The organism is Streptomyces sp. NPDC049915 (assembly GCF_040656475.1).
Lineage (GTDB): Bacteria > Actinomycetota > Actinomycetes > Streptomycetales > Streptomycetaceae > Streptomyces.
The window spans coordinates 148,643-162,745 of the sequence record NZ_JBFAMH010000002.1; the positions used below are offsets into that span (position 1 = coordinate 148,643).

The 14,103-nt window shown below is 71.4% G+C and carries 14 protein-coding genes; 8 read left to right on the forward strand and 6 right to left on the reverse strand.

Annotated features, from left to right (window positions below):
• Positions 1 to 143 precede the first annotated feature (143 nt).
• The 3 genes from AB0J12_RS03045 to AB0J12_RS03055 are packed head-to-tail and all read right to left on the reverse strand — an operon-like array spanning position 144 to position 1,383.
• On the reverse strand, positions 144 to 476 hold the full coding sequence (locus tag AB0J12_RS03045) for a thioredoxin domain-containing protein (protein WP_363262402.1): 333 nt from the start codon (positions 474 to 476) through the stop codon (positions 144 to 146).
• Positions 473 to 901, reverse strand: a complete 429-nt coding sequence (locus tag AB0J12_RS03050) for a MerR family transcriptional regulator (protein ID WP_363262403.1) — start codon at positions 899 to 901, stop codon at positions 473 to 475. The genes AB0J12_RS03045 and AB0J12_RS03050 overlap by 4 nt, the downstream gene beginning before the upstream one ends.
• 29 nt (positions 902 to 930) lie before the next feature.
• Complete coding sequence (locus AB0J12_RS03055) at positions 931 to 1,383, reverse strand: Lrp/AsnC family transcriptional regulator (protein ID WP_363262404.1); 453 nt, start codon at positions 1,381 to 1,383, stop codon at positions 931 to 933.
• A 146-nt stretch (positions 1,384 to 1,529) separates the two neighbouring features.
• Here AB0J12_RS03055 and AB0J12_RS03060 point away from each other — a divergent pair, with 146 nt between their 5' ends.
• Both AB0J12_RS03060 and AB0J12_RS03065 read left to right on the forward strand, forming a co-directional pair.
• Positions 1,530 to 2,429: an NAD-dependent epimerase/dehydratase family protein gene (locus tag AB0J12_RS03060; protein ID WP_363262405.1), complete on the forward strand. Its 900-nt coding sequence runs from the start codon at positions 1,530 to 1,532 to the stop codon at positions 2,427 to 2,429.
• A 1-nt stretch (position 2,430) separates the two neighbouring features.
• On the forward strand, positions 2,431 to 3,330 hold the full coding sequence (locus tag AB0J12_RS03065; RefSeq protein WP_363262406.1) for an aldo/keto reductase: 900 nt from the start codon (positions 2,431 to 2,433) through the stop codon (positions 3,328 to 3,330).
• A gap of 157 nt (positions 3,331 to 3,487) precedes the next feature.
• On the opposite strand, the gene AB0J12_RS03070 is transcribed toward AB0J12_RS03065, so the two are convergent.
• Both AB0J12_RS03070 and AB0J12_RS03075 read right to left on the reverse strand, forming a co-directional pair.
• Positions 3,488 to 4,261 carry a DUF2127 domain-containing protein gene (locus AB0J12_RS03070; protein WP_363262407.1) on the reverse strand — a complete coding sequence of 258 codons (774 nt, stop codon included), beginning with the start codon at positions 4,259 to 4,261 and terminating at the stop codon, positions 3,488 to 3,490.
• An 86-nt stretch (positions 4,262 to 4,347) separates the two neighbouring features.
• Positions 4,348 to 6,021 carry an MFS transporter gene (locus tag AB0J12_RS03075; protein WP_363262408.1) on the reverse strand — a complete coding sequence of 558 codons (1,674 nt, stop codon included), beginning with the start codon at positions 6,019 to 6,021 and terminating at the stop codon, positions 4,348 to 4,350.
• A gap of 164 nt (positions 6,022 to 6,185) precedes the next feature.
• Between AB0J12_RS03075 and AB0J12_RS03080 the strand changes: the two genes are divergently transcribed.
• Positions 6,186 to 6,806, forward strand: a complete 621-nt coding sequence (locus AB0J12_RS03080; RefSeq protein ID WP_363262409.1) for a TetR/AcrR family transcriptional regulator — start codon at positions 6,186 to 6,188, stop codon at positions 6,804 to 6,806.
• Positions 6,807 to 6,978: 172 nt separating this feature from the next.
• Here the strand turns inward: AB0J12_RS03080 and AB0J12_RS03085 are convergent, their stop codons facing one another.
• Positions 6,979 to 8,373, reverse strand: coding sequence for a cation:dicarboxylase symporter family transporter (locus AB0J12_RS03085; protein WP_363262736.1), 1,395 nt, complete (start codon positions 8,371 to 8,373; stop codon positions 6,979 to 6,981).
• Between the two features lie 142 nt (positions 8,374 to 8,515).
• Between AB0J12_RS03085 and AB0J12_RS03090 the strand changes: the two genes are divergently transcribed.
• The 5 genes from AB0J12_RS03090 to AB0J12_RS03110 all read left to right on the forward strand — a co-directional run bounded on the left by AB0J12_RS03090 (position 8,516) and on the right by AB0J12_RS03110 (position 14,103).
• Complete coding sequence (locus AB0J12_RS03090; protein WP_363262410.1) at positions 8,516 to 10,144, forward strand: sensor histidine kinase; 1,629 nt, start codon at positions 8,516 to 8,518, stop codon at positions 10,142 to 10,144.
• Positions 10,141 to 10,875: a response regulator gene (locus tag AB0J12_RS03095; RefSeq protein ID WP_363262411.1), complete on the forward strand. Its 735-nt coding sequence runs from the start codon at positions 10,141 to 10,143 to the stop codon at positions 10,873 to 10,875. The genes AB0J12_RS03090 and AB0J12_RS03095 overlap by 4 nt, the downstream gene beginning before the upstream one ends.
• Positions 10,876 to 10,891: 16 nt before the next feature.
• A complete protein-coding gene (locus AB0J12_RS03100) occupies positions 10,892 to 11,797 on the forward strand; it encodes an amidohydrolase family protein (protein WP_363262412.1) in 906 nt (301 codons plus the stop codon).
• Positions 11,798 to 11,872: 75 nt separating this feature from the next.
• Positions 11,873 to 13,246 carry an extracellular solute-binding protein gene (locus tag AB0J12_RS03105; RefSeq protein WP_363262413.1) on the forward strand — a complete coding sequence of 458 codons (1,374 nt, stop codon included), beginning with the start codon at positions 11,873 to 11,875 and terminating at the stop codon, positions 13,244 to 13,246.
• Complete coding sequence (locus tag AB0J12_RS03110; protein WP_363262414.1) at positions 13,243 to 14,103, forward strand: sugar ABC transporter permease; 861 nt, start codon at positions 13,243 to 13,245, stop codon at positions 14,101 to 14,103. The genes AB0J12_RS03105 and AB0J12_RS03110 overlap by 4 nt, the downstream gene beginning before the upstream one ends.

Genomic DNA, 14,103 nt, shown 5'->3' on the forward strand with positions numbered 1-14,103 from the left:
CCGCTCCCGCCCGGATATACTGTGCTCACTAAGCTTCTCCGCGACTTTCCCATGGTAAGTCGCGAATGAACGAATATAGCGAAAGAAATCCCCCGAGCACAATTGCCCGGGGGATTTCCTCGTATACGGGGGGCCGCGCCCGCTCAGAGCACGTCGGCCAGCTCCTCCAGCAGCCGCCGCTTCGGCCGGGCGCCCACCATCGACTTCACCGGCTCACCGCCGGAGAAGACCATCAGCGTGGGCGTGGCCATCACGCCGTATCCGATCGTGGTCTGCGGATTGCGGTCCACGTCGATCTGCACGATCTTGATCCGCTCACCCTCCTCGGCGGCGATGGCGCGCAGTACCGGAGCGAGCTGCCGGCAGGGCCCGCACCACTCGGCGGTGAACTGCACCAGCACCGGCCGCCCGGCCCCCAGCACCTCGCTCGCGAAATCCGCGTCGGTCACGTCGGTCACACCGTCGACCTTGATCATTTCTCCTGCCCTCCCAGCTCGCACCGCGGCTCCGGACCCCCCGGAACCAGCGCCTCGGCGGCCAGCTCGCCCAGAGCCCGCTCGGCCCTGCCCAGCTGCGCGGCGACCGTCGCCCGGACCCCGCTCAGCTCGCCGATCAGCGCGTCCAGCTCGGCCAGCTTGCGCCGGTAGACCGCGACCGACGCCGGGCACGAGTCCCCCTCGGGGTGCCCGGCGCGCAGGCACTCCACGAACGGCCGGGTCTCCTCCAGCTCGAATCCGAAGTCCTGCAGCGTCCGGATCTGCTCCAGCAGCCGCAGGTCGTCCTCGTCGTAGCTGCGGTGGCCGTGCTCGTCCCGGCGCGCGGGCAGCAGCCCGCGCGCCTCGTAGTACCGCAGCGTGCGCGTGGTGGTCCCGGCCCGTGCGGCCAGCTCGCCGATTCGCATGTCCGCGACCGTATGCCTTGACGCCGACGTCAAGGCAAGCGCGGCAGGAGCGGCTTGTGCGTCACCGGGGAGGACAGCACGATCGACGTGGTGGTCCGCCCGAGGGCCGAGATCTGCGCCAGCACCTCCTCCAGATGGCCGGTGTCCTCGACGGCGACCTTGAGGATCCAGCAGTCCTCGCCGACGACGTGGTGCACCTCGGTGATCTCCGGGCGGGCGGTCAGCTCCAGGGTCCTCGGGTGGGTGAGGGTGTAGCCGCCGTGCGGGTCGACCCTGACGAAGGCCTGGATGCCGTAGCCGAGGCGGGCGGGGGCCACGCGGGCGCCGTAGCCGGTGACTACCCCGGCCGCCTCCAGCCGCCGGACCCTCTCGGTCACCGCGGCGGGGCTCAGCCGGACCCGTCGGCCCAGCTCGCTGAGCTTGATCCGCCCGTCGGTCTGGAGCAGGTCGAGGATCTGCCGGTCGAGCACATCCAGGGCCACCGACGTTTCGTTGGCGGCAGTACGCAGATACCGAGGTTCTTTTGGTGCGGCGGCCGGAACTCCCACGCTTCCCCCTTCAGTGCGGACGTATGTGCCGAAAGAATTATGGGCGTTGATCCACTCCGGCTGCTCCAGGGGGACGAAAAATGCGTGAGGTTCTGGTCGTCGGCGGCAACCGCTACTTCGGCAAGCGGCTCATCGGCCGGTTGCTGGCCGCCGGGGACCGGGTGACGGTGCTCAACCGGGGCTCCTCCCCGGCCCCGCCGGGCGCCCGCCATCTCGTCGCCGACCGCGACGACGAGACGGCCCTGCGGAGCGCGCTGGGTGCGGCGGACTTCGACGCCGTCGTCGACCAGGTCTGCTACACCCCGCGCCAGGCGCAGACCGCGCGCCGGGTGTTCACGGGCCGCACCGGCCGGTACGTGATGACGTCGACGGTCGAGGTGTACGAGTACGAGGACTCCGTCGCACCCGTACGGGAGGACGCCGTCGATCCGCACACGGTGGCCGTGGACCTCGAACTCCCCTGGGACGACGCGGCCTTCGTGGAGTCCCACTACGGCGAGGGCAAGCGGCAGGCGGAGGCGGTGTTCGCGGCGGCGGGACTGCCGTGGACGTCGGTGCGGGTGGCCCATGTGCTGGGCGGCGCCGACGACTTCACCGGCCGCCTCACCCACTACGCGAACCGGATCACGGCCGGCGAGCCGATCGCCGTGGCGCCGGCCGGCCACCCGGCGACGTACATCCATGTCGAGGAGATCGCCGACTTCCTGTTCTGGACGGTGGGCCAGGACTTCACGGGCCCGGTCAACGCGGCCTCCCACGGACTGCTGACCACGCAGGACCTGTGCGCGGCGGTGGAGGAGCACCTGCCGCAGGGCAGGACGGTGTTCCGGCCGGTGGAGGTCGGCCAGGTCTCCCCCTTCTCCTTCGCCCGCTTCTACGGCATGGACAACTCCCGGGCCGTCCGGCTCGGTTTTCCCTTCTCGCACGTACGGCAGTGGCTGCCGCACGCGGTCGCCGAGACCCTCGGAAAGGACGCCTGACATGCGGATACGACAGCTCGGCGCGCTGAAGGTGAGTGCGATCGGACTCGGTGCGATGCCGCTGTCCCTGGAGGGCCGCCCCGACGAGGCGCGCGCCGTGGCCACCGTGCACGCGGCGCTGGACGCGGGCGTGACCCTGATCGACACCGCGGACTCCTACCACCTGCCCGGCGCCGCGCCCGGCCACAACGAGCTGCTGGTCGCGCGGGCGCTGGCGGCCTACGGCGGTGACACCTCCGACGTGCTGGTGGCGACGAAGGGCGGACGGGGGCGGCCGGCCGACGGCAGCTGGACGGTGGACGGCTCGCCGCGCCACCTGAAGTCCGCCGCCGAGGCGTCCCTGCGGCGGCTCGGCGTCGAAGTGATCGCTCTGTACCAGCTGCACAAGCCGGACCCGGCCGTCCCCTTCGCCGAGTCGGTGGGCGCCCTGCGCGAGCTGCTCGACGAGGGCAAGATCCGGCTGGCCGGGATCTCCAACGTCACCGCCGAGCAGATCCGCCAGGCCCGCGCGATCCTCGGCGAGCGGCTGGTGTCGGTGCAGAACCGCTACTCCCCCGCCGTGCGCGACAGCGAGCCGGAGCTGCGGCTGTGTACGGAGCTGGGCCTGGCGTTCCTGCCGTGGAGCCCGCTCGGCGGCATCGCCCGCAGCTCGCTGGACGGGCCGTCTCGGCTCGAGGCCGGGGAGCGCTTCGCCGCGTTCCACGAGGTGGCCCGAGAGCAGGGGGTCAGCCCGCAGCAGGTCTGCCTGGCGTGGCTGCTGGCCCGCTCCCCGTCCGTCGTCCCGATCCCGGGCGCGAGCCGTCCCCGGACCATCCGGGACTCGGCGGCCGCGGCGGAGCTGGCACTGAGCGACGAAGAACTGACACGGCTGGAGGCGTCCGCGGCCGGTGCAGGGGGGTGAGCGGGACGCGTCCGCGGCCGGTTCGCCGGGGCGCGCCGGACGCGTTCGCGACCTGTGCACGGCGTGGGCCCTCGGTGGCGGCCCACCGTCCCTGCCGACGCCGTACGGCACCGTCTGGACCGTCGCCAGGGCCGCCGGGGCCCTGGCGAGGCACTGCTTAGGACGCCCGCACCGCGAGCTCCGCCGCCTCCTCCACCTCCAGCAGGGACTCGCTGTGGCGTTCCTCCTCGAAGGCGTGCCGGCCGCCGCGCAGGCCGAACAGGCGCTTGGCCAGGGCGATGTAGAGGACGGCGAGGATGTTCAGGACCAGCGTGGCGATCTTCAGCGCGCTGACGTGCTCGGTCAGTTCGTAGATCTCCAGCGGGAGGAACGCCGCGGTGGCGACCACCGTCAGGTACTCCGCCCAGCGCTTGGCGTACCACAGACCGACGGCCTCGACGATCTCGATGAGGGCGTAGACGAGGAGCAGCCCGGCGACGACCAGCAGGGTGGAGTGCTTGTAGCCGAAGGCCTTCTGGAGGGAGCCGACGACCGGTGAGTGGTCGAGGTCGTAGTGGAAGTGCCGGAAGACCGGCCGGAAGACGTCGAGGTTCTCGTCGAAGAGCCGGCGCACCGCGTCCTGGCTGTTGGAGAACTTCCACACGGCCGCCGCGACCAGCACGATGAACACCCCGCGCAGCACCCGCTCGATCGCGAGGAAGCGCAGGATGAACAGGTCCCGCAGCACCTTGCCGCGCGGCACCAGAGGAGCGTCGTCTGCCGGCCCGGAGCCGTGCGGCTCGCCGAGCACGAAGTCCCCGCAGCGCAGGCACCGCCACACCTCGCCGAGCGCGGTCTCGGCGTGCAGCCTTATCCGCAGCCGGGGGTCGTCCGGCGCGTACGTCACGTGGCCGCGCCTCGCGCACGTCCGACGGTTCCAGTCCATCTTCATCCCCCGGGCCTCCCGTACTGCGCGGCGTGCCGCGCCTGGTGATCGGCACGGCACGCTAGTGGACGCGGTTAAGAGTTCGGTGAGAGTCAGCCGGCCTGGCTGAGCTGCGGCTCCTTCTCCTCGGCCGGCTGCTCGTCCTGCGCCTTGTCCCGACGCGGCAGCAGCACCGCGACGAGCACCGTGCCGACGCCGAGGATCACCGCGCCGACCAGGCTGGTGTGGGCGACCGCGTCGGCGAACGAGGAGCCGACGGCGTGGCTCATCCGGCCGGCGCCCTCGGCGAGTTGCTGCGCCTGCGCCTTGAGCTGTGCGGCCTGCTCCGGGCTGTTCGCGTGCGCCGCCTGCTCGGCGAGCGCGCGGGCCTTGTCGCCGATGCCCTGCGCGACGGCGTACCCGGCGCCGACGGAGTCCTGCGCCGTGGCGAGGGCGTCCGCGGGCAGCTTGCCGCCCTTGGTGGCGTCCGCGAGGTGGTCGGAGTACGACGTGGCGAGCAGCGAGCCGAGGATCGCGATGCCGAGCGAGCCGCCCAGCTCCAGCGAGGTGTCGTTCACCGCGCCGCCCACGCCCAGTTCCGCCTCCGGGAAGGAGCCCATGATGGCGTCCGTGCAGGGCGAGAGGGCGAGGCCGATCGCCAGGCCGAGAATGATCAGCGGTGCCACGAAGTCGCCGTACGACGATCCCGCGTCGACCCGGGTCAGCAGCGCCAGCGCGGCGGTGCCGCCGACCATGCCCGCGCTCACCGTCCACTTCATGCCGACCCGCGGGGTCAGGTACCCGGTCAGCGCCGAGCCGACGAAGACCGCACCGGCCAGCGGCAGCATGCGCACGCCGGTGTCGAGGGCGTCGTAGCCGAGGACGAACTGCAGGTGCTGGGTGAGGTAGTAGAAGGCGCCGAAGACGGCCAGGAAGAACAGGGCGACGGCGAGGTTGGAGCCGGCGAAGCGGCGCTCGGTGAAGCGGCGCACGTCCAGGATGGGGCGCGGGTGGCGCAGCTCCCACAGGACGAAGGCGACGAGGGCGACCCCGGCCACGACGGCGGCGGTCACGGCCTTGGTGCCCCAGCCGAAGTGCGGACCTTCGATGATCATGTAGATGAGCGCGCCGGTCCAGATCACCGACAGCAGACCGCCGACGTAGTCGATCCGGTCGTGGTGCCCGGCCCTGGATGGCGGGACCAGGACGAGGGCGGCGACGATCGCGACGGCCGCGATGGGCACGTTGATCAGGAACGTCGAGGACCAGCCGTGGTCGCGCAGCAGTGCGCCCGCGACGACCGGTCCGGCGGCGATGGCGAGCCCGGCGGTGGCGGTCCACAGTGTGATCGCCTTGGCCCGCTCCGCCCGCGGGAAGGTCGCGGCCAGCAGCGACAGCGTGGCGGGCATGATCAGCGCCGCCCCGACCCCCATCACGGCACGGGCCGCGATGACCGCCGTGGAGCTGTCGGCGAGGTACCCGGCGACGGCGCCGCCGCCGAAGACGACGAGGCCGAGCACCAGCGCACCGCGCCGGCTGTACTTGTCGCCGATCGCGCCGAGCAGCAGCATCAGCGCGGCGTACGGGACGGTGTAGCCGTCGATGACCCACTGCAGGTCGGCGCTGGACAGTCCCAGGTCACGGGTCATGTCGGGCGCGGCGACCGTGAGGGCGGTGTTCGCCATCACGATGATCAGCAGGCTCAGACAGAGGACGAGGAGTGCCCACCAGCGCCGGCGGTAGGGGCCCTCCATCCTCTCGACCGGTTCGTTCATGACGAGTCGCATGGCAGGGATCGCCTTCCTCGACGTCGAAACTTGCACAGTGGCGTGCAGTTGCACAACCATGTGCAATGTACGTCCCTTGCACACCGCTGTGCAAATCGATGGGCGATCCGGTGCGGCACCGCTGGGGAAGTCGCCGGGAAGCCCGCGTACGGGAGGAGGGCAGAATGACTGCCATGACCACGGGTAACAGCCGCGCCGACGCCAACCGGCGCCGCATCCTCGACGTCGCCCTCGCGGAGCTGCTGCGCGACCCCGACGCCTCCATGGACCAGATCGCGCGCGCCGCCGGTGTCGTACGGCGGACGGTGTACGGGCATTTCCCGAGCCGGGAGGCGCTGATCGGCACGCTGGTGGACCAGGCGGTGCAGGCGCTGGCGGCCGCGCACGCCGGGGGCCGCGAGGGCGTGGACGACCCGGCCGAGGCCGTGGCCCGCTCGGTGCTCGCGGTGTGGGAGATCGCCGACCGCTACCGGCTGCTCGTCGCCCTCGCCCAGCGCACGGTCACCATGCAGGGCATCCGCGAACGCCTCACTCCGGTCCGCGAGAACAGCGTCCGGCTGCTCCAGCAGGGTCTGGACGAGGGCGCCTTCGCCTCGCCGCTACCGGCCCCGGCCCTGGCCTACGTCCACGAGCAGATCCTCTTCGCCCTGATGGAAGCGGTGAACGACGGCCTGGTCCCCCCGTCGGAGGCGGGCCGCTCGGCAGCGGTCACGGTCCTGACGGCGGCAGGGGTCCCGGCGGAACGGGCGGCCGACCTGGTGGGAAAGCTGTCGGCGGAGTCCTGAACAACGAAAAGGGGCACCCGGCAAAGGTTCAGGCAATGCCGGGTGCCCTGGTCGGAGGCGGGAGCGCAGCCCACCCAGGGGCGCGGGGCGGTTTCCATCTGCGGCTCCGCCGCGTGGGCGCGACCAGCCACAACGGACCGGCACCCGCACAACGACCCGCGCCCCCACGGCGCTAGGCAGTGGCCAACTGCTTCTCCGGTGCCACCTCGGTCTCGGAGTCATCGAGCAACGTCTTCTCGTCGAACGGGATCTCCCCCGCCAGCACCGCGCGGACGCGCACCGTGTCGATCTCCTTCGTCCACGTCCCCACCAGCACCGTCGCCACCGCGTTGCCCGCGAAGTTGGTCAGCGCCCGGGCCTCGCTCATGAAGCGGTCGATGCCGACGATCAGGCCGATGCCGTCCACCAGCGCCGGCTTGTGCGACTGGAGGCCACCGGCCAGCGTGGCCAGGCCCGCGCCGGTGACGCCCGCCGCGCCCTTGGAGGCGACCAGCAGGAACAGCAGCAGCGGGATCTGCTCGCCGACCGACATCGGCGTGCCCATGGCGTCGGCGATGAACAGCGATGCCATGGTCATGTAGATCATGGTGCCGTCGAGGTTGAAGGAGTACCCGGTCGGGACGGTGATGCCGACGACGGGCTTGCTGACGCCCAGATGCTCCATCTTCGCGATCAGCCGCGGCAGCGCCGACTCGGAGGAGGAGGTGGACAGGATCAGCAGGAACTCCCGGCCCAGGTACTTGAAGAACGTGAAGACGTTGAGCCCCGCCACGATCCGCAGCAGCGCCCCGAGCACGACGAAGATGAACAGCGCGCAGGTGACGTAGAAGCCGAGCATCAGCACGGCCAGGGACTTCAGCGCGTCCACGCCGGCCGAGCCGACGACCGCGGCCATCGCGCCGAACGCGCCGATCGGCGCCGCCCACATGACCATCGCCAGGACGCGGAAGACGAGCCGCTGGATGTGCTCGATGCCGCGCAGCACCGGCTGCCCGGCCGTGCCCATGGCCTGCAGCGCGAACCCGCACAGCAGCGCCACCAGCAGGGTCTGCAGGACCTCGCCCTCGGTGAAGGCGGAGACGATCGTGGTCGGGATGATCCCGAGCAGGAACGTGGTGGTGTCCTTGGCCTCGGCGTCGACCTGCGCGTGCCCGACGCTCTTGACCGCGTCGGTGACCGCGAGGCTCGAGCCGGGCTCGAGGATGTTGCCGACGACCAGGCCGATCGCGAGGGCCACCAGCGACATCACCAGGAAGTAGGCGAGGGCGATGCCGCCCACCGCGCCGACCTTGGCCGCCTTGCGGACCGAGCCGATGCCGAGCACGATCGTGCAGAAGATGATCGGCGAGATCATCATCTTGATCAGGTTCACGAAGCCCGTCCCGATGGGCTTCAGCTCGACCGCGAAGTCGGGCGCGGCCAGCCCCACGACGATGCCGAGGGCGACCGCGACGATCACCGCGATGTACAGGTAGTGGGTGCGGTCCCGCTTCACAGCGGGCGCGGCAGGTGCCGTTGGGGATGTGCTGGCGGCCACGGCTGCCCTCCTTGACGTCTTCGTCGGCATCACCGGCGTGCGGCTCACGTCCGGGCGTTTTGGGGATTGCCGTGACTATCTCCCGCTCCTGTGAGAGCGGTCACCCTTCCGTTCATTTAGTTCACCGTCGGATCGTTTAGTTCACCGCCGGGCCGAGAGGCAGACTGACGGCATGCGCCTCACCCTGCCGAGACCCCGCAGCCTGGCCGGCCAGCTGTTCGCCATGCAGGCCGTGCTGCTCGCGCTCGTGGTGGCCGGGTACGCGCTGTTCACCTACGTCAGCGACCGCAGCCAGGCCGAAGAGGCGGCCGGCCGGCAGGCCACGGCGGTGGCGCGGTCGGTGGCCGACGCGCCGTCGGTGCGCTCCGCGGTCCGCGGCCCCGACCCGACGGCCGAGCTCCAGCCGTTCGCGCTGCGGATCATGCGGGACACCGACGTCGACTTCGTCACGATCATGAACCCGCAGGGCATCCGCTGGACCCACCCCGATCCGAACCAGATCGGCAGGCGCTTCCTCGGCAACACCGCCCCCGCCCTGCACGGCGAGACGTTCACCGAGACCTACACCGGCACCCTCGGCCCCTCCGTCCGCGCGGTCACCCCCGTCGAGGACGACGACAAGCGGATCATCGCCCTGGTCAGCGCCGGGATCCGGGTGGAGGCGATCAGCGCACGGGTGCAGGACCAGGTGACGGCGCTGCTCGGCGTCGCGGCCGGGGTGCTGGCGCTCGGCGCGATCGGCACATACGTGATCAACGCCCGGCTGCGCCGCCACACCCACGGGATGAACGCGGCCGAGCTGAGCCGCATGCACGCCTACCACGAGGCCGCGCTGCACGCCGTACGCGAGGGGTTGCTGCTGCTCGACGGGCAGTACCGTGTGGCGCTGGTCAACGACGGCGGACGGGAGCTGCTGGGAGTGAGCGGGGACGTGGTGGGCCGGCCGGTGACGGAGCTGGGGCTGCCCGCGCCGCTCACGGGCGCGCTGCTGGCGTCCGAGCCGCGGGTGGACGAGGTGCATCTGACGGCGGAGCGGGTGATCGTCGTGAACACCTCGCCGGTGTCGGGCGGCGAGCGCCGCGGCACGATAGTGACGCTGCGGGACGTCACGGAACTCCAGTCGCTGATGGGCGAGCTGGACTCCGAGCGGGGCTTCACACAGGCGCTGCGCTCCCAGGCGCACGAGGCGGCGAACCGTCTGCACACCGTCGTGTCGCTGATCGAACTGGGCCGGGCGCAGGAGGCGGTGGACTTCGCCACCGCGGAGCTGGAGCTGGCGCAGGCCCTGACCGACCAGGTGGTGGCCGCGGTGAGCGAACCGGTGCTGGCCGCGCTGCTGCTGGGCAAGACGGCCCAGGCGAACGAGCGGGGCGTGGAGCTGGTGGTGTCGCCGGACAGCCGGCTGGACGACGGTCTGCTGCCTCCTTCCCTGTCCGCGCGGGACCTGGTGACGATCCTCGGCAACCTGATCGACAACGCGGTGGACGCGGCGCAGGGCGGGGTGGCGCCGCGGGTGACGGTGACGGCGTACTCCGACGCGGCCGGCGGCTGCGAGCTGGTTCTGCGCGTGGCGGACACCGGCCCCGGGGTGGACCCCGCCCACGCCGAGCTGGTCTTCCAGCGCGGCTTCTCCACGAAGCCGTCCGGCCCGGGCGGCCGCGGCCTGGGCCTGGCGCTGGTGCGCCAGACCGTGCACCGGCACGACGGCACGCTGACCGTGCGCGAGGCTCCGGGCGGCGGCGCCCAGTTCGAGGCACGGCTGCCGCTGCGGGTGGGCGCGGCGACGGGAGGCGAGGCATGAGCGAGGGCGCGGGCAGCGGTACGACCGGCGGCGTGGCAGGAGCCGCGCGGCCGCCGATCCGGGTGCTGGTCGTCGAGGACGACCCGGTCGCCGCGGACGCGCACGTGATGTACGTCGGCCGGGTGCCAGGCTTCGTCGCCGTCGGCAAGGCGCACACCGGCGCCGAGGCCCGCCGCTTCCTGGACCGCGCCCCGGTGGACCTGCTCCTGCTGGACCTGCACCTGCCGGACGTGCACGGGCTCCAGCTGGCCCGCACCCTGCGCGCGGCCGGCCATCACGCGGACGTCATCGCGGTGACGTCGGCGCGGGACCTGGCGGTCGTGCGTGAGGGCGTCTCGCTCGGCGTGGTGCAGTACGTCCTGAAGCCGTTCACCTTCGCCACCCTGCGCGACCGCCTGGTGCGCTACGCCGAGTTCCACTCGGCGGCGGGCGAGGCGAGCGGTCAGGACGAGGTGGACCGCGCCCTGGCGGTCCTGCGCGCACCGGGCCCGGCGTCCCTGCCCAAGGGCCTGAGCGGCCCGACGCTGGAGCGGGTGACGGTGGCCCTGCGCGGCGGCACCGAGGGCCTGACGGCGACCACCCTCGCCGAGGCGGTCGGCATCTCCCGGATCACCGCCCGCCGCTACCTGGAACACCTGGTGGACACCGGCCGCGCGGAACGCAGACCGCAGTACGGGACGGTGGGGCGGCCGGAGTTGGTGTACCAGTGGGTGCGAAGCGAACCGCGGTGAGGGCAGGGAGCCGTACATGAGTGAGGGGTCCGGAGAGGTACGGCGTTTCTGGGCAGGGCTGGGTCTTCCCGGGCTGGTCGACGTGCACACGCATTTCATGCCCGAGCGGGTCCTGCACAAGGTCTGGGCGTACTTCGACGCGCAGGGACCGCTGACCGGGGGGCTCGCGTGGCCGATCACCTACCGCGCGCGAGAGGAGGAACGGGCCTTGCTGCTGCGGGAGTTCGGGGTGCGGGCGTTCACCTCGATGCTCTATCCGCACAAGCCGGGCATGGCCCGGTGGCTGAACGGGTGGGCGGCCGACTTCGCCGCCCGGACCCCCGACTGCCTGCACACCGCCACCCTCCATCCCGAGCCGGGCGTCGAGACCTATGTCCGCGAGGCCGTGGAGGCGGGCGCGCGGGTGTTCAAGGCCCATGTCCAGGTGGGGAACTACGACCCGGCGGACGACCTGCTCGACCGCGCCTGGGGGCTGCTGGCCGAGGCCGGCGTCCCCGTGGTGATCCACTGCGGGTCCGGTCCCGCGCCCGGCAAGCACACCGGGCCCGGCCCCATCGCGCGCGTCCTGGCCCGCCACCCGTCGCTGCGGCTGATCGTCGCGCACCTGGGGATGCCCGAGTACGAGGAGTTCCTCGGCCTCGCCGAACGGTACGGGCAGGTGCGGCTGGACACGACGATGGCGTTCACCGACTTCACCGAACGGTTCATGCCGTTCCCCCGGCGTGCCCTGCCCCGCCTGGCCGCCCTCGGCGACCGCGTCCTGCTCGGCTCGGACTTCCCGAACATTCCCTACTCCTACGCGCACCAGCTCCGGGCCCTGGAACGCCTGGGCCTCGGCGGGGACTGGCTGCGGGCGGTGTGCCACGACAACGCGGCCGCCCTGTTCGGACTGCCCGGCGGCAAACCCCCGCACACGCATTGACCTGACTAGACCACTCAACTTACGTTCGCACCGCAGCAATCTCCGCGTCACAGCCTCGTGAGCCCGCTGGAGGTCATGCCCGTGCGCCCCACCGCCGCCGTCTGTTCGCTTGTGACCACCGTTCTCGCCGCCACCGCGCTCACGGCGTGCGGGGGCGGGTCGGGCAGCAGCCCCGACACCGTCAAGGTCTCCTTCAAGCAGTCGACCGACAACTCCGTCCACGTGATGGACGACTATCTCGCCGACGTCAAGAAGCAGTTCGAGCAGAGCCACCCCGGCAAGAAGGTCCGGCTCGTCCCCGTCAAGGCACCCGACTCGGAGTACTACACCAAGCTCCAGCAGATGCTCCGTTCGCCGAAGACCGCACCCGACCTGGTCTACGAGGACACGTTTCTCATCAACTCGGACATCACCAGCGGGTACTTGAAGCCGCTGGACGCCTATCTGGCCAAGTGGCCGGACTGGCGGCAGTTCATGGACACCGCCAAGGCCGCCGCCAGGGGAGAGGACGGCAAGACGTACGGCGTCCCGGACGGGACCGACACCCGGGGGCTCTGGTACGACAAGGGCATCTTCGCCAAGGCCGGCCTTCCCGTCCCCTGGCAGCCGAAGACGTGGGACGACGTGCTCGCCGCCGCCCGCGCCATCAAGGAGAAGGTCCCCGGCGTCACCCCGCTGAACGTCTACACCGGCAAACCCGCCGGTGAGGCCGCCACGATGCAGGGGTTCGAGATGCTGCTGTACGGCACCGGCGACGGCCGCGCCGACCCGCTGTACGACGCGGGCAGCAGGAAGTGGGTCGCCGGCGGCCAGGGGTTCAAGGACGCGCTCTCCTTCGTCGAGACCGTGTACCGGGAGAAGCTCGGTCCGGACGTCTCCACCGCCCTCGATCCCAACATCCAGACCATCGTGCGCGGTGAGCTGCTGCCCAAGGGCAAGCTGGGCATCGACCTGGACGGGTCCTGGCTGCCGCAGGACTGGCTGCCCGGGGCCGGGCACGAGTGGCCCGAGTGGTCGCGGAAGCTGGGGCTCGCCGCCATGCCCACACAGAGGGGGCAGGCGCCCGGCAAGGTGAGCATGTCCGGCGGATGGACCTGGGCCGTCCCGGCCAAGGCCGGCAACCCCGATCTCGCCTTCGAGTTCGTGAAGACGATGCAGACCAAGGCGAACGCGCAGAAGTGGTACGTCGCCAACTCCGGCATCGCGGTGCGGGGGGACGTCGCGAGCGATCCCGCGTACGCCGGCGCCCAGCCCGGCATCAAGTTCTTCACCGACCTCGTCGCCTCCACCCACTACCGGCCCGCCTACCCGGCGTACCCGAAGGTGTCGACGGCGATCCAGGAGGCGATGGAGTCCGTGACGACCGGTGACGCGAGCGTGGAGAAGGCCGCGGCCGCCTACGACGACGCCCTGAAGGACATCACCGGCAACCACGTGGTCGAGAAATGACGGCGCGGTTCCTTCCGCGCACGCTGCCCCTCGTCCCGGCCCTGGCCCTGCTGCTGCTCTTTCTCGCCGGGCCCATCGCCTACTGCGCGTACATCGCCTTCACCGACCTCCAGCTCACCGGCCAGGCCCACTCCTCCTTCGTCGGCCTCGACAACTTCCGCCGCGCCTTCCACGACGAGGAGTTCCTCAACGCCGTATGGCTGACGCTCGTCTTCACCGTGGTGTCGTCGCTGCTCGGGCAGAACACGCTCGGGCTGGCGCTGGCCGCGCTGATGCGGCGGGCGTCGAAGCCGGTGCGCACGCTCACCGGGGGGATCGTGGTCACGGCGTGGGTGCTGCCGGAGGTGGTGGCCGGCTTCCTGCTGTACGCCTTCTTCCGCAAGGAGGGCACGCTCAACGCCATCCTGGACGCGCTGCATCTGCCGTCCCGAGACTGGCTGTTCACGCTGCCCATCCTCGCCGTGTCCTTCGCCAACGTCTGGCGCGGTACGGCGTTCTCCATGCTGGTGTACTCCGCCGCCCTCGCCGAGATCCCGCAGGAGATCACCGAGGCCGCCGAGGTCGACGGGGCGAGTGGCCGGCGCCGCCTGTGGCACATCACGCTGCCGATGATCCGGCGGTCCATCGGGACCAATCTGATGCTCAACACCCTGCAGACGCTGTCCGTGTTCGGGCTGATCTGGGTGATGACCCGCGGCGGGCCCGGCGGCCGCAGCGAGACGCTGCCGCTGTTCATGTACGAGCAGGCGTTCCAGAACAGCATGATCGGCTACGGCACGGCCGTCGCCCTGCTGCTGCTCGTCGTCGGCTCGCTGTTCTCGCTCGTGTATCTGCGGCTGCTGCGGACGGAGGTGTGA

What these genes read in the sequence shown, in the direction of transcription:
- AB0J12_RS03045 (WP_363262402.1), bottom strand. Translation starts at nt 476, where the DNA reads ATGATCAAGGTCGACGGTGTGACCGACGTGACCGACGCGGATTTCGCG.
- AB0J12_RS03050 (WP_363262403.1), bottom strand. Translation starts at nt 901, where the DNA reads ATGCGAATCGGCGAGCTGGCCGCACGGGCCGGGACCACCACGCGCACG.
- AB0J12_RS03060 (WP_363262405.1), top strand. Translation starts at nt 1,530, where the DNA reads ATGCGTGAGGTTCTGGTCGTCGGCGGCAACCGCTACTTCGGCAAGCGG.
- AB0J12_RS03065 (WP_363262406.1), top strand. Translation starts at nt 2,431, where the DNA reads ATGCGGATACGACAGCTCGGCGCGCTGAAGGTGAGTGCGATCGGACTC.
- AB0J12_RS03070 (WP_363262407.1), bottom strand. Translation starts at nt 4,261, where the DNA reads ATGAAGATGGACTGGAACCGTCGGACGTGCGCGAGGCGCGGCCACGTG.
- AB0J12_RS03075 (WP_363262408.1), bottom strand. Translation starts at nt 6,021, where the DNA reads ATGCGACTCGTCATGAACGAACCGGTCGAGAGGATGGAGGGCCCCTAC.
- AB0J12_RS03080 (WP_363262409.1), top strand. Translation starts at nt 6,186, where the DNA reads ATGACTGCCATGACCACGGGTAACAGCCGCGCCGACGCCAACCGGCGC.
- AB0J12_RS03085 (WP_363262736.1), bottom strand. Translation starts at nt 8,373, where the DNA reads ATGCCGACGAAGACGTCAAGGAGGGCAGCCGTGGCCGCCAGCACATCC.
- AB0J12_RS03090 (WP_363262410.1), top strand. Translation starts at nt 8,516, where the DNA reads ATGCGCCTCACCCTGCCGAGACCCCGCAGCCTGGCCGGCCAGCTGTTC.
- AB0J12_RS03095 (WP_363262411.1), top strand. Translation starts at nt 10,141, where the DNA reads ATGAGCGAGGGCGCGGGCAGCGGTACGACCGGCGGCGTGGCAGGAGCC.
- AB0J12_RS03100 (WP_363262412.1), top strand. Translation starts at nt 10,892, where the DNA reads ATGAGTGAGGGGTCCGGAGAGGTACGGCGTTTCTGGGCAGGGCTGGGT.
- AB0J12_RS03105 (WP_363262413.1), top strand. Translation starts at nt 11,873, where the DNA reads ATGCCCGTGCGCCCCACCGCCGCCGTCTGTTCGCTTGTGACCACCGTT.
- AB0J12_RS03110 (WP_363262414.1), top strand. Translation starts at nt 13,243, where the DNA reads ATGACGGCGCGGTTCCTTCCGCGCACGCTGCCCCTCGTCCCGGCCCTG.